Source organism: Haloferax sp. ATB1, assembly GCF_000730175.1.
In genome coordinates this window covers 1-24679 of sequence record NZ_JPES01000066.1, presented here as the reverse complement: position 1 = coordinate 24679, position 24679 = coordinate 1, and the positions used below count along the sequence as shown (strand labels likewise).

The 24679-nt window shown below is 65.8% G+C and carries 20 protein-coding genes and 2 pseudogenes; 12 read left to right on the top strand and 10 right to left on the bottom strand.

What is annotated here, in order from left to right:
* The coding region (locus ATB1_RS10635) for a four-carbon acid sugar kinase family protein (RefSeq protein WP_042663675.1) at positions 1–891 on the bottom strand (891 nt) is incomplete at its 3' end.
* Between the two features lie 84 nt (positions 892–975).
* Here ATB1_RS10635 and ATB1_RS10630 point away from each other — a divergent pair.
* The 3 genes from ATB1_RS10630 to ATB1_RS10620 are packed head-to-tail and all read left to right on the top strand — an operon-like array spanning position 976 to position 3583.
* A complete protein-coding gene (locus ATB1_RS10630) occupies positions 976–2163 on the top strand; it encodes a UxaA family hydrolase (RefSeq protein ID WP_042663674.1) in 1188 nt (395 codons plus the stop codon).
* Complete coding sequence (locus tag ATB1_RS10625) at positions 2160–2474, top strand: UxaA family hydrolase (RefSeq protein WP_042663673.1); 315 nt, start codon at positions 2160–2162, stop codon at positions 2472–2474. Before ATB1_RS10630 ends, ATB1_RS10625 begins: the two co-directional genes overlap by 4 nt.
* A complete protein-coding gene (locus tag ATB1_RS10620) occupies positions 2471–3583 on the top strand; it encodes a UxaA family hydrolase (protein ID WP_042663672.1) in 1113 nt (370 codons plus the stop codon). The genes ATB1_RS10625 and ATB1_RS10620 overlap by 4 nt, the downstream gene beginning before the upstream one ends.
* A 191-nt stretch (positions 3584–3774) precedes the next feature.
* Here ATB1_RS10620 and ATB1_RS10615 read toward each other — a convergent pair whose 3' ends face one another.
* A complete protein-coding gene (locus ATB1_RS10615) occupies positions 3775–4539 on the bottom strand; it encodes an IclR family transcriptional regulator (protein WP_042663671.1) in 765 nt (254 codons plus the stop codon).
* Positions 4540–4731: 192 nt separating this feature from the next.
* Between ATB1_RS10615 and ATB1_RS10610 the strand changes: the two genes are divergently transcribed.
* The 5 genes and pseudogenes from ATB1_RS10610 (at position 4732) to ATB1_RS10590 (ending at position 10618) form a co-directional block, all read left to right on the top strand.
* Positions 4732–5463 (top strand): fumarylacetoacetate hydrolase family protein, encoded by a 732-nt coding sequence (locus tag ATB1_RS10610; RefSeq protein ID WP_042663669.1) that lies wholly within the window; start codon positions 4732–4734, stop codon positions 5461–5463.
* A gap of 256 nt (positions 5464–5719) precedes the next feature.
* The gene (locus ATB1_RS10605; RefSeq protein WP_042663667.1) at positions 5720–6589 is read left to right on the top strand and encodes a fumarylacetoacetate hydrolase family protein; all 870 of its coding nucleotides are present in this window, start codon (positions 5720–5722) and stop codon (positions 6587–6589) included.
* Positions 6590–7040: 451 nt separating this feature from the next.
* Positions 7041–8038, top strand: a pseudogene (gene fba / locus ATB1_RS10600) (class II fructose-bisphosphate aldolase).
* Between the two features lie 5 nt (positions 8039–8043).
* A complete protein-coding gene (locus tag ATB1_RS10595) occupies positions 8044–9588 on the top strand; it encodes an FGGY-family carbohydrate kinase (RefSeq protein ID WP_042663666.1) in 1545 nt (514 codons plus the stop codon).
* On the top strand, positions 9578–10618 hold the full coding sequence (locus tag ATB1_RS10590) for a 2-hydroxyacid dehydrogenase (protein ID WP_042663664.1): 1041 nt from the start codon (positions 9578–9580) through the stop codon (positions 10616–10618). The genes ATB1_RS10595 and ATB1_RS10590 overlap by 11 nt, the downstream gene beginning before the upstream one ends.
* Before the next feature lie 127 nt (positions 10619–10745).
* Here the strand turns inward: ATB1_RS10590 and ATB1_RS10585 are convergent, their stop codons facing one another.
* From ATB1_RS10585 to ATB1_RS10560, 6 genes are all read right to left on the bottom strand, one after another.
* Positions 10746–11699 (bottom strand): mannonate dehydratase, encoded by a 954-nt coding sequence (locus tag ATB1_RS10585; protein WP_042663662.1) that lies wholly within the window; start codon positions 11697–11699, stop codon positions 10746–10748.
* Between the two features lie 49 nt (positions 11700–11748).
* The gene (locus ATB1_RS10580) at positions 11749–13101 is read right to left on the bottom strand and encodes a DUF362 domain-containing protein (protein ID WP_042663661.1); all 1353 of its coding nucleotides are present in this window, start codon (positions 13099–13101) and stop codon (positions 11749–11751) included.
* A gap of 128 nt (positions 13102–13229) precedes the next feature.
* Positions 13230–15425 carry an LUD domain-containing protein gene (locus ATB1_RS10575; protein WP_042663660.1) on the bottom strand — a complete coding sequence of 732 codons (2196 nt, stop codon included), beginning with the start codon at positions 15423–15425 and terminating at the stop codon, positions 13230–13232.
* Entirely contained in the window at positions 15422–15928 is a 507-nt protein-coding gene (locus ATB1_RS10570; protein WP_042663658.1) for an LUD domain-containing protein, read from the bottom strand. Before ATB1_RS10570 ends, ATB1_RS10575 begins: the two co-directional genes overlap by 4 nt.
* Before the next feature lie 149 nt (positions 15929–16077).
* On the bottom strand, positions 16078–16422 hold the full coding sequence (locus tag ATB1_RS10565) for a cupin domain-containing protein (protein WP_042663657.1): 345 nt from the start codon (positions 16420–16422) through the stop codon (positions 16078–16080).
* 316 nt (positions 16423–16738) lie between these two features.
* Positions 16739–17545 carry an aldo/keto reductase gene (locus ATB1_RS10560; RefSeq protein WP_042663656.1) on the bottom strand — a complete coding sequence of 269 codons (807 nt, stop codon included), beginning with the start codon at positions 17543–17545 and terminating at the stop codon, positions 16739–16741.
* A gap of 181 nt (positions 17546–17726) precedes the next feature.
* Here ATB1_RS10560 and ATB1_RS10555 point away from each other — a divergent pair, with 181 nt between their 5' ends.
* On the top strand, positions 17727–18566 hold the full coding sequence (locus ATB1_RS10555) for an aldo/keto reductase (protein WP_042663677.1): 840 nt from the start codon (positions 17727–17729) through the stop codon (positions 18564–18566).
* 84 nt (positions 18567–18650) lie between these two features.
* On the opposite strand, the gene ATB1_RS10550 is transcribed toward ATB1_RS10555, so the two are convergent.
* Positions 18651–19712, bottom strand: coding sequence for a zinc-binding dehydrogenase (locus tag ATB1_RS10550; protein ID WP_042663655.1), 1062 nt, complete (start codon positions 19710–19712; stop codon positions 18651–18653).
* A 484-nt stretch (positions 19713–20196) separates the two neighbouring features.
* Here ATB1_RS10550 and ATB1_RS10545 point away from each other — a divergent pair, with 484 nt between their 5' ends.
* The 3 genes from ATB1_RS10545 (at position 20197) to ATB1_RS10535 (ending at position 23926) form a co-directional block, all read left to right on the top strand.
* Positions 20197–20505: a hypothetical protein gene (locus tag ATB1_RS10545; protein WP_042663654.1), complete on the top strand. Its 309-nt coding sequence runs from the start codon at positions 20197–20199 to the stop codon at positions 20503–20505.
* A complete protein-coding gene (locus ATB1_RS10540) occupies positions 20502–22676 on the top strand; it encodes a PAS domain S-box protein (RefSeq protein ID WP_042663653.1) in 2175 nt (724 codons plus the stop codon). Before ATB1_RS10545 ends, ATB1_RS10540 begins: the two co-directional genes overlap by 4 nt.
* 209 nt (positions 22677–22885) lie before the next feature.
* Positions 22886–23926, top strand: coding sequence for a PAS domain-containing sensor histidine kinase (locus tag ATB1_RS10535; protein ID WP_082256370.1), 1041 nt, complete (start codon positions 22886–22888; stop codon positions 23924–23926).
* Positions 23927–24028: 102 nt separating this feature from the next.
* On the opposite strand, the pseudogene ATB1_RS10530 reads toward ATB1_RS10535, so the two are convergent.
* Positions 24029–24679, bottom strand: a pseudogene (locus ATB1_RS10530) (hypothetical protein); the annotation flags it as partial.

The following is a 24679-nucleotide window of genomic DNA, read 5'->3' as shown; positions in this document are numbered from 1 at the left end:
CGCGAGGCGTTCCGAACAGGCCGCGGCGGCGTCGGCGCTCGCACCGGCGGGGTTCTCGACGGCACCTCCGAGGTCCAGCGAGACGACCGACTCCGCCGGGAGCGCGTCGAGTTGGTCGAGCGTCGCCGGGTTCGTGCTCCCGACGACGCAGAGGACCGTTCGGTCTCGCGGGGGAACCGACGCCGGGCCGGCACCGCTGGGGGGCGGCGTCTCGACGTATCGGGCGAGCCCCGCGCTCCCGACGTAGACGACGTCCAGTCCCGGACGTGCCGCGCCGTCCGCGAGGGCTTCGAGGTGCCGCTCGTGCGACGCGTCGGCGACGACGATGCCGCGGTCCGCCCGAGCCTGTTCCCGCAGCGCGTCCGCGACGGCCGCCGGTCCCGTTGCCACGCGGTTCACCGGCAACCGAGAGACGGGGTAGGACGATTCGGCGTACCGCGTTGGGATGTGCGACGTCTCGACGGGTTTGTCCGGGTCGTCGCCGGCGGCGGTCTCCGCGACCGGAGTGCCGTCGACGAGATGGTAGCCCTCGACGGTCGTCCGCCCGTTTCTCGGGGAAGCGGGTGCCACGAGCGCGAGGTCCGCCGCCGTCGCGTCGAGCACGGCGTCGGTCTCTCTCACGAGGTTCCCCCTGAGCGTCGAATCGACCTTCTTGTAGACGAACGAGTGGTCACCGGGACCGACGGCGTCGAGGACCGCCGCCGCCGCCCTCGACGGGTCGGCGTACCGGCTGTCCGTATCGACGACCCGGACGTCCGTCTCGGCGCGGGGGTTCTCCGACGGCGCGGGCGACGCCGAGACGAGCGTTCGGAGTCCGCGAGCGGCGAACTCGTGACCCGTGTCCGTCGCCCCGGTGAGGTCGTCTGCGATGACGAGTCCGGACGGAAGCATACACGTGGAGACGGGGGGACTACTACTAAAATCCCTCCCCCGCCAGCGAAAAGACTAACACGGTGCTAGCCATGGATTGTGAACATGGGACATACGTTCGAAGGATACCGACGGTCGAACGGCCGGGTCGGTGTCCGAAACCACGTCGCCGTCGTTCCGACGTCGGTCGCGGCGTCTTCGGTCGCGTCCGCCATCGCAGACGAGGCGGGGGCGTGGGCGCGGGCGACGCCGCACCAACTCGGAACGAGCCAGCCCGACCCGGCACGACGACAGACCGAGCGCGTCCTCGTCGGGACCGGTCGAAACCCGAACGTCGGCGCCGCGCTCGTCGTCGAACTCGGAACGGAAGACATCGACGCCGAGACGGTTGCGGACGGCATCGCAACCGCGGGGAAGGCGACGGAGACGCTCACCATCAGGGAGGCGGGCGGAACCGCGAACGCGCTGTCGGAAGGTGCGGACCGCCTCGGTCGACTGAAAGCGGAAGCGGACCGCGCGAGGCGCGAAGAGGCCGACGTCTCCGAACTCGTCTTCGGGGTCGAATGCGGTGGGAGCGACGCGACGAGCGGAATCGCCGCCAACCCCGCCGTCGGTGCCGCGTGCGACCGCCTCGTCGAGGCGGACGGGACCGCCTCGTTCAGCGAGACGCCGGAGTTCATCGGCGCGGAACACATCCTCGCCGACCGATGCGTCTCCGAGGAGACGCGGGAGCGTATCTTGGAACGCGTCGAGGCGCGCGAGGGGATGGCCGAGCTGATGGGCGTCGACCTCCGCGGCGCACAGCCGACGCCCGGAAATCAGGAGGGCGGGCTCACCACTATCGAAGAAAAGAGCCTTGGAGCCATCTCCAAGGGCGGGACGACGCCGATTCGCGGCATCGTCGACTACGGTGCCGAACTGCCGACAAACGGCGGACTCGTCCTCATGGACACGCCGGGGTACGACGTCGAGAGCGTCGTCGGAAAGGTCGCTGGCGGGGCGCAGGTCGTCGCGTTCACGACCGGCCGGGGGAGCACGACCGGGAATCCCCTCGCGCCCGTCATCAAGGTGACCGGAAACCCGAAGACGTGGGACCGGATGTCGAACAACATCGACGTGAACGCGGGGACGGTCTTCGACGGCGAGTCGATAGACTCGGTCGGTGCCCGCATCTTCGAGACGCTCGTCGAGGTGGCGAACGGCCGCCGCACTGAGGCCGAGCACCGCCGACTGGAGGAGTTCGCGATAAACGAGATACAGCCGGAAGAGCTGACCGCGGAGGTCAGCGGATGAAGGGCCGTGTACTGGACGATGCGCTCCTCCGACTGAGCGCGTCCGACAACGTGGGAACGACAGTCGACGACCTCGACGCGGACACCGAAATCGAGACCGACGACCGGACTGTCGTCCTCGCGGAGGACGTTCCGTTCGGGCACAAGGTCGCGCTCGAACCGGTGGACTCGGGCGGAGAAGTCCGGAAGTACGGCGAGGTCATCGGAACGGCGACGCAAGCGATAGCGGTCGGCGAGTGGGTCCACACCCACAACTGCGAGAGTACGCGGGGACGCGGTGACCGCGCGGCCGCGGGAGGGGAGACGGCATGAGCACTCCGAGAATCTCCGGTCGGACGTTCGAGGGGACGCCGCGAGCGGACGGAACGGTCGGTGTCCGCGACAACGTCTTGGTTCTCCCGTCGGTCATCTGTTCGCACATCGTCGCCGAGCGAATCGCCGCGCGCGTGGACGGAGCCGTGGCGACCCCGCACGACCACGGCTGCGCCCAGCTCGGTGCCGACAACGAACAGACTCGCCGGACGCTCCTGTCGATAGCGCAGAACCCGAACGTCGCCGGAACGGTCGTGGTCGGACTCGGGTGTGAGGAAGTCCAGAGCGCCGAGGTGGCGACCGCGCTCGAATCCCGCGGCGTCACCGTCCGCGAACTGTCCATTCAGGGCGTCGGCGGGACCGACGAGTGTGTCGAACGAGGCGTCGAAGCCGCGACCGAACTCGCCCAGTCGCGGCGCACGTCACAGACGGTCGCCGACCTCAGCGACCTGACGCTCGGCGTCGTTTCGAGCGACCTCGACGCGTCCACGATAGAGTCGGCCGACCCGCTCGTGGGCCACGTCGCCGACGAAATCGTCGACGCCGGGGGTCGCGTGGTCGCCGCCGGTAACGAGCGTCTGGTCGCCAACCCGGACGAGGCGCGCGACGCCGCAACGGACGAGGCACGGGATTCGATGGACGCCCTCCTCGACAGACACGAGGGCCACCCGGCTCGCGCGACTCGCGTCGGCCAGTTCGCCCGCGACCGCCCGTTCGAGGACGTCACGCGAGCGTGGGGGGAAAACGCCGTCTCCGAAGTGCTCCCGTACGGTGAGCGCGCGACCCTCTCGGCGGGCCTCGCCGCCGTCGACGCGCCGTCTCGGTTCGCCGAGGCGACGACGGCGCTCGCCGCAGCGGGCGCGAACGTCGTCGTTCACGTCACCGGCGACGGAATCCTCTCCGGGCACCCGCTCGTCCCGGTCGTCAAGGTGACGGGCGACCCGGGGACCGCGGCGGCGCTCCCGAACGATATCGACCTCTCGGCGCGGCGCGGCGCGCCGGGCGACTTACTGGAGCGACTGGTCGCCGTCGCAAACGGCGAGGCGTGTCTCGCCGAGGGACACGGCCTGACAGAATTCGCTATCACCCGCGTCGGCCCGTCTATGTGACGGCTCTGCTGAGTCACCGTGTTTTCGTTGTCGACGCCGCCAACCGGACGCCCAGCGCAGTTGCTCGGGAGAGTGCGTCGGTCGGCCGCGAGTTCGAGACAGAACGGGACGGCGACAGCGGCCGGAAGGGAGGGGAAACGAAGGTCGGTCGCGTGAATGTCCGGAAGGCACGCCTCTCGGCGTGCAGACCGCTACGAGTACGTCAGGTTGAGTTCGATGACGTTTGCGGCGCTCATGACCTGCTCTGGGACCACCGATTCGAACCGCTCGCCCTTCATCCGACTCGTCGGGCCGGAGACGCTCACGGCCCCGATAGCGTGACCGTCCGGGTTCTTGATGGGTGCCGCGATACACCGGAGGCCCGAGAGACGTTCTCCCTTGTCGTAGGCGTATCCGCGTTCGCGAACCGCCGCGAGCTCTTCTTCGAGCGCCTCGCGCGAGGTGATGGTCGTCGCGGTCTGTGCGGGGAGACCCCAGCGCTCGATGATCTCGTCGACTCGCTTCTCGGAGAGGTACGCGAGGATTGCCTTCCCGAGCGACGTACAGTGGAGCTTGACGCGCATGCCGGCGTGCGTGTCGAGCGAGACCGCCTGTTCGCCCTTCGAGCGGAAGAGGTAGACGCCTTCGCCGTGTTCTTCGACGAGCAGGTTCGCGAGTTCGCCGGTCTGCTCGGCGAGTCCGTTCACCTCGGGCTTCGCCACCTCGTAAAGCGGCATCCGGTCTCGGGTGTGTTCGCCCAGACTGAGGAACTTGAGGCCGATGCAGTACTTCCCGTCTCGCTGGACGACGTACTCGTGTTCTCGGAGCGTTCGGAGATGACTGTACACCGTACTCTTCGGGAGGCCGAGTTCGGTGGCTAACTCCGTGACGCCCGCTGATTCCCGCTCTTTCAGCGCTTCGAGGATTTCGAGCGAGGTCCCCAACGCCCCGATCGTGTTTGCCATGTTCGTTCCCATTCTAGACACTGGTTAACATTCATCGTTAATAATTGTTGTTCACGATTGTCGGATATCTGTTCGTCATCGCTAGGTACCCGCGTCACTCGCCCGCGAACGGAGTCGGGACCATCGCGGTGAAAAGTCGATGTTTCGACGCCGGAGTTGTCGACGGCGAAACCGTTTTGGCAGGAGCGCGTGTCTCCCTCAGACATGCATCGCGTGAGATTCCGCGACCCGGCGGGGAGTGTCAGAACCGGCGAATGGACCGACGACGGAGTCTCGTTCGGTGGAAGAACGTTCGACCCGACAGCGGTCGACATTCTTCCGCCGTGTGAGCCGAGTAAAATCGTATGCGTCGGTCTGAACTACGAGAAACACGCCGAGGAGACGGGGATGGACATCCCGGAGCGCCCGCTGCTGTTCCTCAAGCCGCCGAACGCGCTCGCAGCGCACGGAGACGCGGTCACCCTTCCCGCCGGGAAAGAGCGCGTCGATTACGAAGCCGAACTGGGCGTCGTTATCGGCGAGCAGTGCCGGAACGTCGAACCGGACGACGCGATGGACGTGGTCGCCGGGTTCACGTGTCTGAACGACATCTCGAACCGAGACGACCAAGAGGTCGAACAGAACTGGATTCGCGGCAAGGCGTTCGACAACAGCGCACCGCTCGGGCCCGTCGTCTCGACCCCCGACGAGGTCCCGGCAGACGCGAGCATCGAACTCAGAGTCAACGGAGAGACGAGACAGGACTCCTCGCGGGCCGATTTCATCTTCACGATTCCAGAACTGATCGCAGAGATTACGACGTACATGACGCTCGAACCAGGGGACGTGATCTCCACCGGGACCCCCGAAGGCATCGGTCCGCTCTCCGACGGCGACCGTGTCGAAGTCGATATCGAGGGCATTCGGACGCTGGAGCATACCGTCCGGTCCGACTGACCGGAAAGCGGGGTTCCGCCCAAAGGTTCATGTGCAACGATAACACATGGTGTGTTGTACGGGAGGAAGAGGCGGCACATCAGACTATCAGCCATCGGTCGCGTGACTAACTGTGACACCGCCGCAACCAACCCGTCTCTTCTTTCCGTTACTTCCGACCCATCCATATCGTGAGCGGGCCCCTCGTCCACTCGCGGCGATACGGAACTCACATCCCTCAGTAACAATTATGTAGTAGTGGGCGTTCCGTCTTTTCATGCGCTACCACGCACTTGCGGGGACAGAGCGTTCAGCACTCGCTGCGTCCGACGGCGACGACGTCTACGATCTCACCAGTGCGAACCCCAACGTAGAGACCTTCTCTGATCTCGCTCGGGCGGCAAACATCACTGAGCAGACTATCGACGACGTCGCCGAGGGGCTCATCGACGACGCGGAGCGACTCTCTTCCGACTATCTCGACGAGCGAATCGGGCGTCCGGTGGCTCCCGACGAGGTGTGGGCCACGGGCGTCACGTACCACATCAGCGAGCAGGCGCGAGAGGCCGAAAGCGGGACACCGGACGTCTACCTCGACGTTTACGAGGGGGACCGTCCCGAAATCTTCTTCAAGGCGACGGAGAGCAGGACGGTCGGTCCACGGGAGACAGTGGGTGTCCGGGGCGACTCCACGTGGGACGTCCCAGAGCCCGAACTCGCGGTGGTCCTCTACCGGGGTGAGATAGTCGGTTACACTGTCGGCAACGACGTGAGCAGTCGTTCCATCGAGGGCGAGAACCCGCTGTACCTGCCGCAAGCGAAGATATACGACCGCTGTTGTTCAATCGGACCGTGCGTCGCGTCCACCGAGTCGGTGAGCGACCCGCACGGGCTCGAAATGTCGATGCGCATCGAACGCGACGGGACCGTTCTCTACGAGGAGTCGACCTCGACGTCGGAGATGGTGAAGTCGTGCGAGGAACTCGTCTCGTACTTCACTCGACACAACGTCGTCCCCGAGATGGCGGTCTTGTTGACCGGGACGGCACTCGTCCCCGACGAGGGATTCACCCTCGAACCCGGTGACCACATCGGCATCGAAATCGACGACATCGGCGTCCTCGAAAACACGGTCACGACTGTCTAACGCCGGTCGGTACGAGAGCACCCGGCCGAGCGACCCGTCCCGTGGCGTTCCCGGCTTCGAATCACTCCACCTCCCGAGTCCAGTTCACTATTACCGGATGGTCCGACCCGCGAACGTGACGAGCGGGTGTCGAATCGGTTCGATATCGGCCTCTCGACCCGCACGTTCTACGAACTCTATCCGAGAAACCGCCGGCACGCAGCTCTCCGTTCGCTATCGTCGCACAGCGTCGGGAGAGTCGTGTTACATTTCTATTATCGTAACGGTCCGTTGCTAATCCGGCCGAATCGACCGACCGGCACGGGGTCCCGTTCGACGCGGTGAAGTGAAGCTATCGCCGTCGCGTTCACCATCGTCGAACAGACTGCCACCAATCGGTTCGAGCCGGTGGACGCCGCGACGTTCGAAAGTATCCGACACGTATTTCAGAGCACTCCGTGAATGACAACCAATGACATACTCACGTGGGTCGGAGCTATCCACGGTCTACGACCGGGCGCGAACGAGCGGGTACGGGTTCGTCGCGAGCAACATCACGGAGACGAACATCCTGACCGGACTCGTCCGCGGCGCGGAGCGTGCCGATTCGGACCTCGTCGTTCAGGTGAAGCGCGACACCGCCGCGTTCGCCGGAAACGGCGACCCCGACACGGGGTTGGATATCCTGGCGACGCACGTCGAGAAACTCGGCGAAGACGCCGACGTCGGCGTGTTTCTCAACGTCGACCACGTTCCCGCAGACGACCGCGCGTTCCTCGAATCGTGCGTCGCCTCCGGGGTCCCCTCCTCGCTGATGGTCGACGCCTCGCACGAGCCGTTCGAAGAGAACGTCTCGCGCACCCGCGACGTGGTCGAGATGGTTCGAAACCGCGAACAGGATATGCTCGTCGAGGCCGAACTCGGCATGATCAAAGGTCTCGAAGGCGGCGTCGAGACGACCGAAGCGTACTACACCGACCCCGAACAGGCCGTCGAGTTCGTCGACAGGACGGGGGTCGACCTCCTCGCAATCTCCATCGGGACGGAACACGGCGTTTCGAAGGGGCGCGACCTCGAACTCCGCCCGGACATCGCACGCGACGTGGGGCAGGCGTTGGCGGACCACGGCCTCGACACCCCGCTTGTCGTCCACGGGTCGTCGGGGCTGTCCGATAGTCAGGTCCGAGAGCTCCTCTCGACGGGGGTGTGTAAACTGAACAAGAACACCAGATATCAGTACGAGTTCGCCAGGACGGCCTGCGAGTTCTATCGGGACCACGAGTCGAGCATCCTCCCCCCGAGGGCGTCGACGACGACCGACAGGGGTTCTTCGGCGACGCGGAGTGGTCGCCGGACAAACGCGACTTCACGCCTCACCGGGTCTGCCGGGAGGTTCAGGACCGAATCGCCGACGTGATGACGGAGGTCGCCGCGCTCTCCGGGAGCGCCGGTGAGAGCCTGTACGCGTGAGTCCCATGGAGACGGCAGACGACCCACTCCTCCTCGGAGTCGACGCGGGGTTGACGAACGTCAAAGCCGCGGTGTTCGATACCGACGGGAGAGAGCGGGCGGTCGCGGTTCGGCCGACACCGAACGAGCGCCCCCGCGCCGGCCGCGTCGAGCGCGACCTCCCGGCGTTCTGGGACGTGACGTGTGAGACGATTCGAGCGGTCCTCGGCGAATCCACCGTCGAGGCGGATGCCATCGCCGGGGTCGGCGTCTCCGGCCACGGACACGGACTGTACGCCCTCGACGACCGCGGACAGCCGGTCAGAGACGGAATCACGTCCTTGGATAGCCGCGCGAGCGACGTCGTCGAGGCGTGGGACGAAAGCGGCCGCTCGGAAGCGGTTCGCGCGATTACGGGGTACGACCCGTTCGTCGCCGATCCGTTGAGCATCCTCGGGTGGATTCGGCAGGAAGAACCGGCGGTCTACGACGCCATCGACCGGCTCCTGTTCTGCAAGGACTACCTCAAATATCGGCTTACGGACGTCGTCTGTACGGACGAGATGGAAGCGAGCGTCTTCTACGACATCGACGATGAGGCGTACTCGTCGGAGCTGTTCGACACGCTCGGACTCGGCGACTGCGCTGACGCGCTGCCGCCCGTCGTCCAGAGCACGGCGGTCTGTGGCGAGGTGACGGCGGCGGCGGCCGACGAGACCGGACTCGAAGCCGGGACGCCCGTCGCGTCCGGCCTTCACGACGTCGGCGCTGTGGCGCTCGGGTCGGGCGCGTTCCGACCGGGGCAAGGGTCGCTCATCGTCGGTACGTGGGGGCAGAGCATCTACGTCTCCGCCGACCCGAACACCGCCGACGGCGGGGGGCTGAGTCGGCGCTACCTCGGGGACGCGTGGCTCCAGTACCGCGGAACACGGTCCGCCGCGGCCGCGGTCGACTGGTTCACTCGGGAGTGTTGTCGCGATTGGGACGACGAGGCGGCGTCCGACGCCGCGTTCTACGCTAGACTGAACGAGGCGGTAGCGGAGGTCCCAATCGGCTCGAACGGGCTCGTGTTCCTCCCGAACCTTCAGGGGTCGACCGACGACCCGGACGAACGCGGCGCGTTCGTCGGCCTGACTATCGAACACGACCGGGCCGCGATGGTACGGTCGATATACGAAGGTGTCGCCCTCTCCTTGAGCGACCGACTGCTGGAACTGGCGTCCGGAGACGGGCTCACCGACGTTCGCCTCGGCGGCGGCGGCGCAAAGAGCGCCGTGTGGTCCCAGATGTTCGCCGACGTTCTCGGCGAACGGGTCGCGGTCCCGACGGGTCAGGAGGCGGGCGCCCGAGGTGTCGCCATCTGCGCCGGTCTCGCCGTCGGCCTGTACGACGACGTCGAATCCGCCGTCGAACGCGTCGTCGGGGTCGAACGCCGGCACGACCCGACGCCGGCGCACACTGACGCGTACCGGGAGGTCCACGACGCGTACCGACTGGCCGCCGAGGGGACCGCCGCCACGTGGGAAAAATTAACGTCGATTGAGCGGGAGACCCAAACGAATGACGATTGAAACCGTGCTCCTCTGCGGAGACCCACAACAGCCGAGCGAGTACATGTACGAGGCGGCGTCGTTCCTCGAATCCGAAGGCGTGTCGCTCTCCCGTATCGACTGGAAAGCCGACGTCTCCGCGGAACGGTTTCGAGAAGTCACGATGGAGATGGAGTCGAGGGGGCCGTCCGATTACGACACGTCGAGTATCGAAGCGCACCTCGACGGCGTGGACGCTCTCGTCGTTCACAAAGCGCCGGTCTCCGCGTCGGTAATCGAAGCGGGCGACTCGCTGCAGGTCGTCGGGGCCGCACGGGGAGGCGTCGAGAACGTCGATATCGAGACCGCCGAAACGAACGACGTCGCCGTCCTCCACGCGCCCGGACGGAACAAGAACGCGGTCTCCGACTACGCCGTCAGCCTCTTGCTCGCGAAGGTCCGCGAGATTCCGCACCACACGAGCGCGCTCCACGCCGGCGAGTGGAGCCAAGAGTTCGACCCGGACCGGTTACCCCGCGACGTCGAGGCGATGACCATCGGTATCGTCGGGTTCGGAAACATCGGCCAACAGGTCGCCCGGCGGCTCTCGGGGTTCGGCCCCGAACTCCTCGCGTACGACCCCTATCAGGACGAGTCGACGTTCGACGACGCCGGTGTCGAACGCGCGACGCTCGACGGCCTGCTCGAACGCGCGGACGCCGTGACGCTTCACGCGCGACTGACCGAGGAGACGCAAGGTCTGCTCGGCGGGGACGAGTTGGCTCGGATGAACCAGTCCGCGATACTCGTCAACTCCGCCCGCGGGGGGCTCGTGGACGAAGCCGCGCTCGTCGACGCGTTGCGAACGGGGTCGATTGCGGGGGCGGCGCTCGACGTCTTCGAGACCGAGCCCCTCCCGGAGGACCACCCGTTCCTCGAAATGGACAACGTCGTCCTCTCACCGCACACCGCGGGGTCGACGCGCGACGCCGTGACGAACGGCCCCCGGATGATTGCCGAGGGAATAGAGAGCCTCATCGGCGGCGCGGACCCCGACAACCGAATCGCCTGACCGACTCCGGAACCGAGTTCGGCGGCCGGCATCCGGGATTCCGCCGTACTCGCCCGTGTCGAACCGCCGCCTCTGGCGTCGGTACATCGGTCGAGAGCAGAGCGGTCACGGCGCGAGCGTCCGGCCGTTACTCGACCGCCTCTAGCAGCCCCTTCAGATACCCCGTCGCGTACAGTCGCCCGAGCGTCATGTACCCCGGGTTCGAGTTCTCCTCGCCGGCCATCGTCGGGACGTGGTCGGGTCGGACCGGGCCCTCGAAGCCGATGTCGCGGTACGCCTGGACGCAGGCGCGCATGTCGGTCGGCCCCTCGTCGTGCCACGTCTCGACGAACCGCTCGCTCGTTCCCTCGACGTCGCGGAAATGCACGAAGTTGATTCGGTCGCCGAAGCGCCGAATCGTCTCCGGGACGTCCGCGCCCATCGCGGCGAAGTTGCCCTGACAGAAAGTGATTCCGTTGTATTCGCTGTCGTACATCTCCATCACGCGCTCGTAGTGCTCCGGCGACGTGATGATTCGGTCGACCCCGCGGAGGTTCTCTATCGGCGGGTCGTCGGGGTGCAAGGCGAGTTTCACGCCCGCTTCCTCGGCGACCGGGACCACCTCGTTGAGGAAGTGTTCGAGAGCGTCCCACAACTCGTCGGCGCGTACGGGGGCGAGTTCCTGTTCGGGCGCGTCCTCCATGAACTCGTTACTGTACGCCGTCGTCAGCGACCCTCCGCGGGCGGGAAGCGCCGTCGAGGTTCGCGCCCACCGCTTGCCCGCCATCCAGTCGTAGGCGACGACCGGCACGCCGAGTGAACCGAGGTTTCGGAGGTACTGCTTGAACCGCTCTATCTCCTCGTCGCGACCGTCGCGCCCGAGTCGAGTGTCGTCGGAAATCGGGACACAGCCCTCGATGACCCCGACGTCGAGGCCGTAGTCACGAAACTCCCGAGTCAACGCGAGCAGTTCGTCGTACTGCCACGGTCGCGACCCGTCGCCGATTTCGAGCGTGTGGACGACGGCGGTGTCGACGCCGACCTGTTTCGCGAGGTCCCACCGTTCGTCGCGCTCCGGCGGTAGTATGAGTGATGGCTCCATACCACACGGTTTCGTTCGAGCGTTATCAGTGTTTCTCGTGCATCCACGGTCAGTGGTCGCCCGTTTCGAGGACGTCGTCGGCGAACTGCCCGTCTTCGAACTCGACGGGGGTTGGCTCTTCGACGACGCGCAAGTCGTCGCGTTCGCGGGCCTCCTCGACGAGCGGTGCCGACGCGGCGATGCGGTCGAGGCGCATCGTGTCGCGAATGCGGACGACGCGCGGCGCTTCGAGGGCACTCACGCCGACGGTGGACAGCGAGGCGATGAGACCGGACCGGTCGGTTTCGACGGCCGGCGGAATCCGAGCGGCCCGCGGTGTGCTCGCGGTGAGAACGTTGACCAGCGTGTCGCCCCAGTTCAGTTCCCCGAACAGGTCCGCGTGGACGAAGTCCGCCGACCCGAGTCCCGAACCGTTCCCGTGGGAGGCCGGCGTCAACCCGCGAACGAATATCCGTGTGATGTCCGGTTTCGGCGGGTCCGGTTCGAACCCGTACACGATTCGCCCGATGACGTTCGTGTCCATGCCCGCCCCGGAGACGTCCTTTCCCATCCGGTCCACCACGAGCACGTCGAGCTCGTCGAACGGGATGGTCGGGAGGCGCTCGTAGGCGAGTTCGAGGAGTTCCGCCTCTCGGTCCAAGAAGCCCGACGGCGGCACCCCCTCGATGAGCGCGGTGTCGTCGTGTTCGTCCTCGACGATGGCGATGCCGCCGGCAATCGGGAGGTTCTCGACGTGCAGACGCGCGATTTCGGGGAGCATCTCCCGAAAGCTCCAGTCGGCGGCCCAGTCGTGTGCCGCTTTCGCGCCGCGCTGTTTTCCCATCCCGATGACGAGCATCTTCGAGAGCCCAGACTCCACGTCGCCCTGAAAGTCCGTGTGGGGCTTCACGCGGTTGACCGGGATTATCGCGTCCGCGGCCGCCGCGTTCGCGTCCGCGTGGACCTCGACGTCTCGGACGGGCGTCTTCCCGATGACGACCGTGTCCATCGTCGCTCGAATCTCACAGCCGATGCGCGCTTCGGTGACGCCGAGCGCTTCGAGCATCTCGCGTTGGCCCTCGGCGGTCGCGCCCCCGTGGCTCCCCATCGCCGGGAACACGAACGGCTCGTACCCGCGGTCGTCGAGCGCGTCGACGACGCCGCTAACGATGGTCGGGAGGTTTGCGATACCGCGACTCCCCGCCCCGACGGCGACTTCGCCGCCGTCCGGCACCGCGTCGAAGTCGAGCGTTTCGACCGCATCGAACACGCTGTCTCGAAGCTCCGCTTTCGGAATCGGGTCCGTCTCCCACAACTGTTCGACGATTCCCATCTCCGGGACCGAGTCCATGCCGCTCACTTCGAGGACGGCCTCCTCGGAAATCGGGACTGGTCCGTCCCGCTGAGTGCCGTTATTTGCCATATGCTATACCTTCGCACAGTCTGAGAAAAGTCTGCCGCCGTCAGCCCTCGGCTTCCAGAGTCACCGCGGACGCCCGCGAGAGAGTTCGGCTGACCGCTCCGCGGGGGGAACGTCCGAACCGGTCTACGTCACCCGTCCGGTGCGATGAGTTCGACCGGATGGACGACCTCCCGTTGGAACAGGTCGCCGAGTTGTTCGGTACAGGAGGTCCCGCTCGCAACGAGCGTGCGGTCGGTCGCGTCCGCGAACTGCGCTTCGAGGTCGCTTCCGACGTCCATGCTGAGTTCGTAGTACTCGCTTTTGTAGCCGAAGCTCCCCGCCATCCCGCAGCACTCGACGTCCGAGGTGAGGAGGTCGAAACCGAGTTCCGTCAGGACGGCTTCGGTGTACGTCTCGACGCCGAGGGTGCGTTGCTGGCAGTGGCTGTGGTACGCCAGCGGCTCCGACGGCTCGGCGAGCACGCCCGCGTCGGCCCCGGTGTTGAGCAAGCCGTAGACGTACTCCATGACGTCGTAGGAGTTCTCTGCGAGTCGCTCGTGTGTCTCCTCGTCGAGGAGCTTCCCGTACTCTCGGCGGAACGCGGCGAGGTCCGAGGGCTCGATGACCGCGACGTCGAACCCGTCGTCGATGTACGTCACCAGGTCGGCGGCAACCGCGGACGCTTGCCGAGTTGCGGTCCGTATCATCCCCTGCGAGAGCGGTGCCCGGCCGCTCTCCTGCGGCGCCGCGAGTTCGACCTGCGCGCCCAGCGCTTCGAGCGTCCTCACCGCCGCCTTCCCCCGGTTCACGAGCACGTAATTGGTGTACGCGTCGGGGTAGACGACGACCTCGCGCCCGTCGTTGTCCGGCGAGTCGCGGGCGGCGAACCAGTCGGTGAGCGTCTCCCGCTCGAACGTCGGGAGGTCGCGCCGGGCGTCGACGCCGAACAATCGCTCCATCGCCGACCGCACCGGTCCGAGTTCCGCGAGTCGGTTCGAGATCGGTGCCGTCGCCGACCCGACCCTCGCCAGCGTGCCGAAGTTCCCGAACAGGCGCTTCTGCGCGTCGAGGCCCCCGGGCTCCGCATCGGGAGTCAGCCCCTCGACGAGGAAGTCGAAGGCGCTTTCGCCCGGTTCGTGGTTGATTCTGTCGCGGACGACCGTGTTTATCCACGGGATATCGATTTTGACGGGGCAGGCGTCCGCACAGCGCGAACACCCCGTACAGAAGTCGTTGAACGTCGCCGCCGAGTCCTGTCCGTGAACGCCGGCTTCCCACCCCGTCGCGATGCCGCCGGTGTAGGTCTCGCCGCCGAACGCGTGTCCGCCGACGTGCTGGAAGTTCGCACAGGAGTTCGCGCACGCCCCGCACCGGATGCAGTAGAGCGTCTCTTCGAGGTGGTCGTCCCCTCGCATCGCCATCCGACCGTTGTCGACGAGGACGAGGTGGAACTCCCTGTCGTCGTCGCCCGACCCGAGCGGTTCTGTCGGCCGAGAGAAGTCGATGGTCGGCGACTCCACGGGCGGGGTGAGCATCGTGACGTACTGGGAGATGGGCTGTCCCGTCGCCGCCTTCGCGATGAGTTCGACGAAGGGTTGGAGTTCGTCGGCGCTCGGGATGATTTTCTCGACGCCTGCGACCGCGATGTGCGTGTTGGGGGTCACCGCGGTCTTGCGGGCGTTCCCCTCGTTCGTGACGAGCGTAATCGTGCCCGAATCCGCGAGGACGAAGTTCGCACCGGTCATTCCCACGTCCGCAGAGCGGATGTGTTCTCCGAGGTAGTCGCGCGCGAACGCCGTGAGCTCTTCCGCCGTTTCGAACGGTTCGTCCGGGTCGAAGCGGTCGTTGAACAGTCGAGCGACGTCTTCCTGTGACCGGTGGAGCGAGGGGCCGACGAGATGCGACGGGGATTCGTCTGCGACCTGCAGGACGAACTCGCCGAGGTCGGTCTCCCAGACGTCGACGCCGACGTCTTCGAGGTGGTCGTTGACGTCCAACTCCTCGGTCGTCATCGACTTCGATTTCACCACGGTCTCGGCGTCTTCGCCGTCGACGACGCCTTCGATGTACCGATTGGCGTCCGCCGCGTCGTCGGCGACGTACAGCTCGCCGCCGTTCGCTTCGACGCTCTCGCGGAGCCGGTCGATGAGTTCCGGTAACCGGTCGATTGCGTCTTCCTTGATTCGGCGCGCCCGACCGCGGAGGTCCTCGTAGTCGTCGAAACTCTCGGAGACTTCGTACCGGTCTTCGTTGAACACGGTCGTGTTCTCGCGAATCGCGCCGCCTTCGGTCTCCAGGAGATGACGGATGTGCCTCGCTTTCTCCCGGCGGTCTTCGAGGCTCATAGCCCCTCCACGAGGACCACGCGCACCGTTTTCGGCCCGTGGACGCCGTTCACGAGTGCGCCCATATCACCGGTCGCGCTCGCACCGGTGGCGAAGACGACCGACCCGCCGTCGGAAAACCGTTCGGCGAGGTGCGGCATCGCCTCGGTCACGTCCGCGAGGACGTCGCTCTCGCGGACGACGCCGACGTGGGTCGGCGGGTAGAGCGAGACGGGTTCGTTCCCGGCGGCGTTCGACTCGACGACGAGCGTCCCGTACTGCGCGATGGCGCGTCCGACCGGCGTGACGCCGGTCTGCGCTTCGGTGAGGGCTCTCGGCGTGAGTTCCGTCGTTACGGGGGTGTCCTTCAGCGAGACGCCGTCGAACCCGAGCGGGGTTCCGACGGCCGGTTCGTCGACGACGCCCGCGAGCGTCTCGGCAAACGTCGCGGGGGTCGCACGCGTCAACTCCACGCCGACGTCCGTGAGCGACCGTTCGAACGCCCCGATAGTACCGGTGGCCATGACAGTATCATGCGGGACGGAAATGATAATTGTTGGCATGGGTCTCGGAGACTCGTATCGATGCCGAGCGGTCGCGGCGGTCGGTGCGCACGACCGGCGTCGCCGACTGCTGTCGCCGGCGCGTCCGTCGCCGCGGGGCGGGGTCCCGCCTATTCGTCGTCACCTTCCCACGGCGGTGTCGGTCGCGGCGGAGAGAACACCTCGATACCGACGGCGTCGACCTCGCCGCGGTTCTCCGCCGAGTGCGGGGTCGCACCGGGAATCACGTAGGAGGTGTTCGGGCCGACGAGGTACTCTTCCCCGTCGACCGTGAACAGCAACTCCCCCGACGACACCCATCCGATCTGTTCGTGTTCGTGGCTGTGCGTTCCGACGAGCGCGCCCGACTCGATACGGAAGTGTTGAACGCTGCCCCGACTCCCCGCTGCGAGTTGCGCGAGGTGGACGCCGTCCAGTACCTCTTCGCCGTCGTCCGTCATCGATTGCACGTCCATACGGGCCCCTCGTGTGGGAGCGACTTAACCAATCTCCCTCGTTCACTGCGTTCGGGTCGCGTTCGACACGACTGAACATTCGCACGCTACGATGCGACAGCGTCGATTGGGTTACGTTCCCCTGACCACGAGAGCGAACCGTAGCTGTGGGCGCTCAGCGCGGTCGTCACCCGCCACACCGCGGTTTACTATCGTCGGACACAGGCCGGTCCGATTCCCAGCGCATTACACGGATACGCCTGTCATATCGTTCTCGCGTGCTCGCGGTGACCATCAAATACGTTCACTCTCGTCGCACACCGACTCGTCGGGGCGCTCACTGCCACGGCGCACCATCGCGCTCGACGAATCGCGTGCGCCGTTCGATGTCGTCGATGCGGGCGATGGCTTCGTCGTCCAGTTCGAGCGCGGCGGCACCGAGATTGTCTTCGAGGTGGGCACGCGAGGTGGCTTTTGGAATCGCGACGACGTTCTCGTGGCTCGTCACCCACGCGAGAGACACCTGCGCGGGCGACGTCTCGTACTGGTCGGCGATATCACAGATGACCGGGTTCGTGAGAGCCGCGCCGCGTGCGAGCGGCGAGTACGCGACGAGCGTGTAATCGTGGCGCTGTGCGTCTTCGACGAGTTCTCGTTGCGGTAAAAACGGGTGCATCTCTACTTGGTGTGCGAAAAGCGGTGATTCGAGGACTCCGCGGGCCTCGTCGAGGAGGTCGACGTCGAAGTTCGACACGCCGACGTTCCGCACGAGGCCCTCCTCGACGAGGTGTTCGAACGCGCCGAGCGTCTCCCCGGCCTCGTACTCCCCGACCGGCCAGTGGACGTACAGGAGGTCGAGATAGTCGACGCCGAGTCGCTCCATGCTCGCTTCGGCCTCGTCGAGGACTTCGTCGTGGGTCATCCCACCGCTTATCGGGTGGACCTTCGTGGCGAGAAACAGCTCGTCGCGAGGCACGTCGGCGGACGCGATCCCGTCGCCGACGGCCGATTCGTTTCCGTAGTGTTCTGCGGTGTCGACGTGTCTGTATCCCAGTTCGATGGCGGTCCTGACCGACCGGGCGCACTGCGTCGGGTCGTCGTTCTCCCACGTTCCGAGCCCAATTGGTGGCAGCGATGGTACCATACGACGTATCACCCGCATCTGCAAGTAAACTCTTTCGCCGTCGGCACGTCCACGACGCAGCGACCGGGACAACTCCGAACCGTTGCGCGTTCAGTCCCGACCCGTCTGACCCGAACTGCGTTCGTCCTCGTCTCCCCGCACGGGGGTAGATTGATACGATGGCGTACTGATGTATCGGCCGATGACGAGTTCGACAGTCAGACTTCCGAGCGGAGACGACCTCCCGAAGGTCGGCCTCGGAACGTGGGATATCGATGGAGCGACCGTTCGCGCGTCTGTTCGCGCCGCACTCGACGGCGACTACACCCACGTCGACACGGCCGAAGGGTATCGAAACGAGCGCGAAATCGGCGAGACGCTCGCGGACTACGACCGCGAGGAGCTGTTTCTCACGTCGAAGGTACTGCCGGCGAATCTCAACTACGGGAGCGTCATCGAGTCGTGTGAGGACTCGCTCGACAGACTCGGCACCGACTATCTCGATTTGTATCTGATTCACTGGCCGAACCCGGCGATTTCGCTCCGAGAGACGCTCGACGCGATGAAGACGCTCTCCGACGACGGGAAGGTTCGCAACGTCGGCGTATCCAACTTCAGCGGCTATCAGCTCAGCAACGCGTTGCACGTCACCGACGTCCCCATCGCCGTCAATCAGATCGAGTTCCATCCCTGGTTCCAGCGGCGCGAACTGGTCGACTACTGCCAGTCGAACGGGGTGGCCGTCGAAGCGGCCGCACCGCTCGGGCGGACGGAGGTGCTCCAAGATTCGACGATTCAGGATATCGCAGCGACGTACGACAAATCGCCCGCGCAAATCGTCCTCAAGTGGGCCGTCGAGAAGGACGTCGTCGTCCTGCCGAAATCGAGTTCCGCGACGCACATCGCGGAGAACGGTACGCTGTTCGACTGGGAACTCGACGCGGAAGACCAACGACGTATCGACGGGCTGGACCGGAACCGGCCGGTCTACGATACGCTCGAACAAGACTGGTCTCGGGAGGTATACGGGATTCCGGAGTAGTCGATTCGGGCTGTCGAAGGGGTTCGAACTGCCGACGCGAGCGCGGAGTCCCCCGTTTGGCTGCGCTCTTTCCCAGTGCCACCGTCAGAACTCGGTGATCACTGGAATGCCGACGGTGTCGAAGTCCGTCATCGAAGCCAGTATCTCGGGGGTCTGGTCGAGAGACACCGTCTCGGATATCACTGCCGCCGGGTCGAGCCCGCCACGGTCCATCATTCTGAAGAGTTCGTCGTACCGCGGTCGAGGCATACCGACCGCGCCGATGAACTGGAGTTCGTTGAGTACCATCCGGTCAGTCGGGAGCGCGACCTCGCCGCCCTCCTCGTTCGACGTGAGGCCGACCTGCACGTGCTGGCCCCTCTTTCGAAGGCTCTTGACCGCGTTCTGGCACGTTTCAGCGATTCCGAGGGCGTCGACAGAGACGTGGGCACCACCGTCCGTCAGCGCCCTCACCGCCGCCGGGACGTCGGCGACGTCGTTCGCATTGACCGTTTCGACAGCGCCCAGTTCGCTCGCAAACGACAGCTTCTCGTCGAAGAGGTCGACGGCGACGACGTTGGCACCGAGGGCGTCGGCGATGTGAACGGCGGACAGGCCGACACCACCGCATCCGTAGACGACCACCCAATCGCCCGCGGTGACGTCTGCGCGGTGGACGAGGGCGTGAAACGAGGTCATGAACCGACAGCCGAGACCGGCCATCTCGACCGACGAGACGCTGTCCGGGAGGTGGACGACGTTGTAGTCCGCCCACGGCACGTGGAACCGTTCTCCGAAGGCTCCTTTCGATTCGGGTGCGAGTCCGAGCGGGATACGGTTGTCGCAGACGTTCGAGCGACCCGACCGACAGGACGGACACGTCCCGTCACCGAGGTTGAAGGGGACCGTCACTCGGTCGCCTTCGCGGACGTGCTCGACCTCGCTGCCGACCTCGACGACGACACCGGCCGGTTCGTGGCCGAAAACGTGTCCGTCGTCGAAATCCCGGGACTCCCAGAGCGGGTCCCCCCGCCACGCGTGCCAGTCACTCCGGCAGATACCGCACGCCTCCGTCTCCACGACGACGCCCGTCTCGTCCAGTTCCGGTTCGTCAATCTCCCGGATTTCGAGCGGGCCGCCGGGAGTTGTGAAAGTCACTGCGCGCATCGTACCGTCGTGATTGCCGGCAATCAGTATAGTTGTACGGGGACGCCCGCGCCGGCCCACGAGCTCGCTAGCCGGGTTTCAACACAGAATACTCAGAGTTAGAGATTATATTAATATTTGATATTATTGGCGTCGAAAGTCGCCCGTCACCCGCAAGCCCTCGAAGACGAGCGATAGCAAGGCGGGCGTAGTTCAGGGGAGATTCATCGGTGAAACCGCGATTCAGGCCAGTGGGGAGCAGTATCTCTCGCTTTCCGGGGTCAATGCTGTCACGAACCACGGTTCGTGGACGATGGTTTTCGAGAGGGGTTCACATGCAGACGAGATACCACCGTCGAGTCCCGTTAAAGCCCCTCAACGGCGGTATCGGTAGAACAGCGTCTCGTGAGTGTGCCTGCGGCATCGCTTTTTCGAACGCGTCGGGAGAAAGATGAGCATCTAAATATCAGACTGATTGTGTTTTCAAAAACATATTTTTAATCGGATGGTTACTCTCGCAGTCGGGAACCGTCGGTACGTCTCGCGGTCCGCGATGAGAGGGTTCGTGAGGAGGACGACGGAGGTTCGCGGTCAGTCGTCGTCGACGGCCGCCGCCGCTCGCAGCGTCTCGTCTCGGACCGGTCTACGGTTCGGACAGCAACAGCGCGGCCGCGCCCCCGCGGTGTTGGAGGTCAAGGCCCGCGAGGCGAGCGAACAGTTCACCGAGGCCGCGAACTCGCGCGTCTTCGACCGAGCCGCCGGCCCAGTCACGATTAAGTATCTTCCGTCGAACACTCACGGCGAACAGCTATGAGTGAGACGGTGAACGAGGTGGCCGTCCTGCACGTCGACGACGACGAATCCTTCGCGGAGTTGACGGCGGCGTTCCTCGAACGGGAGCACGACCGATTCCGGGTCGAGACCGCGGCGTCGGTGGCGGCGGGACTCGACAGACTTGCCGACGAGGAGTTCGACTGCGTCGTCTCGGACTACGACATGCCCAGCCTCGACGGTCTCGACTTCCTCGACGCCGTCCGCGAGGACGACCCCGAACTGCCGTTTATCCTCTACACGGGGAAAGGAAGCGAGGAGGTCGCGAGCGACGCCATCTCCGCGGGCGTCACCGACTACCTCCAGAAGGAACACGGGACCAGCCAGTACACCGTCCTCGCCAACCGCATCGAGAACGCGGTCGAGCAGTACCGCTCGCGGACCGCTCTCAAGGCCAGCGAGCAACGGCTCTCGCTTTTCATCGAGCAGTCGCCCCTCGGCGTCATAGAGTACGACAGGGACTTCCGCATCGTCGGCGTCAACGAGCGCGCCGAGGGGATTCTCGGCTACTCCGAGGCGGAACTGCGCGGCCACACCTGGGAGGCCATCGTCACGGAGGACAGTTACGAGAACGTCGACACAGTCACGGACCAACTCGCCACGGACACCGGCGGCTACCACAGCGTCGACGAGAACGTCCGGAAGGACGGCGAACACATCCGCTGCGAGTGGCACAACCGCGTCGTCACCGACGACGACGGCGAGGTCGTCGCGGTCTTCTCGCTGTTTCAGGACGTGACCGAGCGCATCGAGCGCGAGGAACGACTCCGAGAGACGACGGCGCGGCTCACCGCGCTCTTCGAGGAGTCGCCCGACATGGTCAACGTCCACAACGTCGACGGCGACATCATCGACCCGAACCCCCAACTGTGCGAGGCGACCGGCTACAGCGCCGCGGAACTCACCGAGATGAAGGTCTGGGACTTGGACCGAACGCTGGACGCCGAGCGAGCCACGGCCATCTGGAACGACATGGAGCAAGGCGACAGACGGCGGGCCGAGAGCGTCTACACCCGCAAGGACGGGTCGACGTTCCCGGTCGAGGTCCACGCCCGCCGACTCGACCTCGCCGGCGAGGACCGCTTCGTCGCAATCAGCCGCGACGTCTCCGAGCGCGTCGACCACGAAGACGAGCTCGAACGGACCAACGCCCTGCTTTCGACGCTCGTCGGGGCGCTCCCGGTCGGCGTCCTCGCCGAGAACAGCGACCGGACCGTCCTCGCCGTCAACGACCGACTGCTCGAACTGTTCGACATCTCGGGGTCGCCCGCGAACCTCGTCGACGCGGACTGTCGGGAACTGGCACGGGAGGCCGGCGAACTCACCACCGACCCGGAGGGCTTCGTCGAGCGCGTCGACGAACTGATATCCGAGTCCGAACCCGTCTACGCCGAGTCGGTCGAACTGGAGAACGGCCGGGCGCTCGCCCGCAGCTACGAACCCATCGAACTGCCCGACGGGACCGGCCATCTCTGGATGTACCGCGACACGACCGAGCAACGCGAGCGCGAACGACAGCTCCAGCGGCAGAACGAGCGGCTGAGCGAGTTCGCCAGCGTCGTCAGCCACGACCTGCGGAACCCGCTGAACGTCACCGCCGGCAACGTCGAGTTGGCCCGCGAGGAACACGACAGCGACCGGCTCGCCACCGCCGCGGAGGCGCTCGACCGTATCGGTGACCTCATCGACGACCTGCTGACGCTCGCCCGCGAGGGCGACGACGTCGGCGACCGCGAACTCGTGTCGCTGTCCTCGCTCGTCGCCGACTGCTGGCGGACCGTCGAGACGGCCGACGCCGACCTCCGAAACGAGCTGACGGTGACCGTCGTCGCCGACCGGAGCCGGCTCCAGCAACTCGTCGAGAACCTCGTCCGTAACTCAGTCGAGCACGGCGGTCCGGACGTGACGGTGACGGTCGGCGACCTCCCGAACGGCTTCTACGTCGCCGACGACGGCGACGGCATCCCGACCGACCACCGCGACACCGTCTTCGAGGCCGGGTACACCACGTCGCGCTCGGGAACCGGGTTCGGTCTCGCCATCGTCAAGCAGGTGGCGGAAGCCCACGGCTGGGAGGTCCGCGCCACCGAATCCGCCGAGGGAGGCACTCGCTTCGAAATCACGGGCGTCGACTTCGCCGACGCGAACGACTGAGAATCGGATCGGAGGGCGGTGGGGGCCGGGTCGCCCGGCCACCGGTAAGAAGAGACCTGCGTCGCGCCGCTACGCGGCCGACCGGACAGCCGCGCTCAGGGAACGACGGCCCCAAGCCTGTCGGCGAAACTGTTCCCCCGTTCGACTCGATTCGGTCGCGACTTCTCCCTCGCAAAGAGATAATATCATCCTCTGTAATGATACACCCCATGAGTGATGAGACGGGGGATACGCCGGGTCGGGTCGAGACATCCGACAGGGTAATTCCGCTCGAAGACATCCCACTTCACTCGACCAACCTGCTTTCACTGCTCGACGAAGACGGTGTCGTCTGGTATCAGAGCCCCTCAGTCGAGCGACTATTAGCGTTCGGTCAAGACGAATTAGTCGGCGTGCCGTGCACGGAGTGCTTCCATCCAGACGACCGCGAGAGGGTGTACGACGCCTTCAAAAACGTCGTCTCAAGCGACGAATACGTCGTCGAAGCCATCGAGTACCGGCATTTGCAGGGCGGTGGGAGTTACGTCTGGGTGGAGTCGGTCACGTCCTCGGAACCGACTTCCGACGGGTACTATGTCATCAACACGCGGGATATCTCCGAGCGAAAACGACAGCGAAAGGAACTCGAACGCGCCAACGAGCGCCTCAAGGAGTTCGCCGACATCGTCTCACACGACCTCCGGAATCCGCTCAGCGTCGCCATCGGCTGGCTCGGTCGTGCGCGCGAGGAGTTCGAGAGCGAGGAACTCGACGCGATGGTGGAACCGCTCAATCGGATGTCAAGAATGATAACCGAACTACGGACGCTCACCATGGGACGACGCCGGGAGGCGAACGCGGTGTCGGCGTCCATCGCCTCGCACGCGAAGCTCTCTTGGTCGGTGACCGAGACGGAAGACAGCGAACTCCGGGTGTTGATAGACCCGGCAGTCGAGTACGAGTCCGATATTGGACTGCTCGACCACATCCTCGAAAACCTGTTTCGAAACGCGATCGAACATAACCGGGACCCGGTCACGGTCACGGTCGGCCCGCTGGAGGATACCGCCGGATTCTACGTGGCGGACGACGGGGAGGGGATTCCGCCCGACCGGGTTGCGTCCGTCTTGGAGTACGGCTATTCGACGTCCGCCGACGGGACGGGCGTTGGGCTCGCTATCGTGAGCGAGTTCGTCGAGGCGAACGGGTGGAAACTGACGGTCACGAACGCCGAGACCGGCGGCGCGAGGTTCGAAGTCCGCACCGAGTGAACCGTACCGTTCGGCCGGCCACACACGGGCCGTCGCCGTCAGACCACGACCGACCGCGCGTATCGCCTCCCGCGAGCGAGGGCGGAGAGCAGACGGGAGAGATCAGTACGGAACGCCGCAACTCGGACACATCGGCGGCGCGCCCTCGGGGAGGTCGACACCGCAATGGGGACACTCGCCGTCCGCGTCGGGCGACGTAATCTCGGCGACCGCGTCCGCGGTCGTGTTTCGAACGCCGGCGAGCGTCCCAACGCCGTCGGCCGGCAAGTCACTGCCATCGCCGTCACCCGACGCCCGGAGAAAGCGGACCCGCTCGGCGACGAACTCGGCCGCCTCGTCTGACTCCGCATCGAGTACCGAGTCCGGAACCGTCACCGACTCGCCGCGCTCGCGGGCCAACAGCCCGAGTGCCTCGCTGCCGCGCCCCCGGACGAAGGCGTTCTCGTCGGCGAGCCGAGCGGAGAGCGCCGACCGACCCGCGCCGAGCGAGTCCGGGGCGTCACAGCCGACGGCCGCTATCGCCGTACAGAGGTGATATCGAACGAGTACGTCCCGGTCGCCGAGGTGTTCGACGAGCGTCGAGACGCGGTGGCGAAGCCGGCCGGGGTCGCCGAGCGCGACGCATTCGAGCGCCTTCGCCAGCTTCCGTTTCACCTCGGGTTCGTCGAACGAGAGGCCGACGCGGAGGTCCGCGAGCACCGCCGGCGAGGCGACCGCGTCGGGGTGTTCGAGCGCGACGTATCCCAGCGCCTC

Excerpts from the sequence above, each read along its gene's own strand:
- ATB1_RS10630 (WP_042663674.1), top strand. The coding sequence starts at position 976 with ATGGGACATACGTTCGAAGGATACCGACGGTCGAACGGCCGGGTCGGT.
- ATB1_RS10615 (WP_042663671.1), bottom strand. The coding sequence starts at position 4,539 with ATGGGAACGAACATGGCAAACACGATCGGGGCGTTGGGGACCTCGCTC.
- ATB1_RS10605 (WP_042663667.1), top strand. The coding sequence starts at position 5,720 with ATGCGCTACCACGCACTTGCGGGGACAGAGCGTTCAGCACTCGCTGCG.
- ATB1_RS10585 (WP_042663662.1), bottom strand. The coding sequence starts at position 11,699 with ATGGAGCCATCACTCATACTACCGCCGGAGCGCGACGAACGGTGGGAC.
- ATB1_RS10540 (WP_042663653.1), top strand. The coding sequence starts at position 20,502 with ATGAGTGAGACGGTGAACGAGGTGGCCGTCCTGCACGTCGACGACGAC.
- ATB1_RS10580 (WP_042663661.1), bottom strand. The coding sequence starts at position 13,101 with ATGGCAAATAACGGCACTCAGCGGGACGGACCAGTCCCGATTTCCGAG.
- ATB1_RS10560 (WP_042663656.1), bottom strand. The coding sequence starts at position 17,545 with ATGGTACCATCGCTGCCACCAATTGGGCTCGGAACGTGGGAGAACGAC.
- ATB1_RS10535 (WP_082256370.1), top strand. The coding sequence starts at position 22,886 with ATGAGTGATGAGACGGGGGATACGCCGGGTCGGGTCGAGACATCCGAC.
- ATB1_RS10550 (WP_042663655.1), bottom strand. The coding sequence starts at position 19,712 with ATGCGCGCAGTGACTTTCACAACTCCCGGCGGCCCGCTCGAAATCCGG.
- ATB1_RS10625 (WP_042663673.1), top strand. The coding sequence starts at position 2,160 with ATGAAGGGCCGTGTACTGGACGATGCGCTCCTCCGACTGAGCGCGTCC.
- ATB1_RS10575 (WP_042663660.1), bottom strand. The coding sequence starts at position 15,425 with ATGAGCCTCGAAGACCGCCGGGAGAAAGCGAGGCACATCCGTCATCTC.
- ATB1_RS10545 (WP_042663654.1), top strand. The coding sequence starts at position 20,197 with ATGGTTACTCTCGCAGTCGGGAACCGTCGGTACGTCTCGCGGTCCGCG.
- ATB1_RS10570 (WP_042663658.1), bottom strand. The coding sequence starts at position 15,928 with ATGGCCACCGGTACTATCGGGGCGTTCGAACGGTCGCTCACGGACGTC.
- ATB1_RS10620 (WP_042663672.1), top strand. The coding sequence starts at position 2,471 with ATGAGCACTCCGAGAATCTCCGGTCGGACGTTCGAGGGGACGCCGCGA.
- ATB1_RS10555 (WP_042663677.1), top strand. The coding sequence starts at position 17,727 with ATGACGAGTTCGACAGTCAGACTTCCGAGCGGAGACGACCTCCCGAAG.
- ATB1_RS10565 (WP_042663657.1), bottom strand. The coding sequence starts at position 16,422 with ATGGACGTGCAATCGATGACGGACGACGGCGAAGAGGTACTGGACGGC.
- ATB1_RS10610 (WP_042663669.1), top strand. The coding sequence starts at position 4,732 with ATGCATCGCGTGAGATTCCGCGACCCGGCGGGGAGTGTCAGAACCGGC.
- ATB1_RS10595 (WP_042663666.1), top strand. The coding sequence starts at position 8,044 with ATGGAGACGGCAGACGACCCACTCCTCCTCGGAGTCGACGCGGGGTTG.
- ATB1_RS10590 (WP_042663664.1), top strand. The coding sequence starts at position 9,578 with ATGACGATTGAAACCGTGCTCCTCTGCGGAGACCCACAACAGCCGAGC.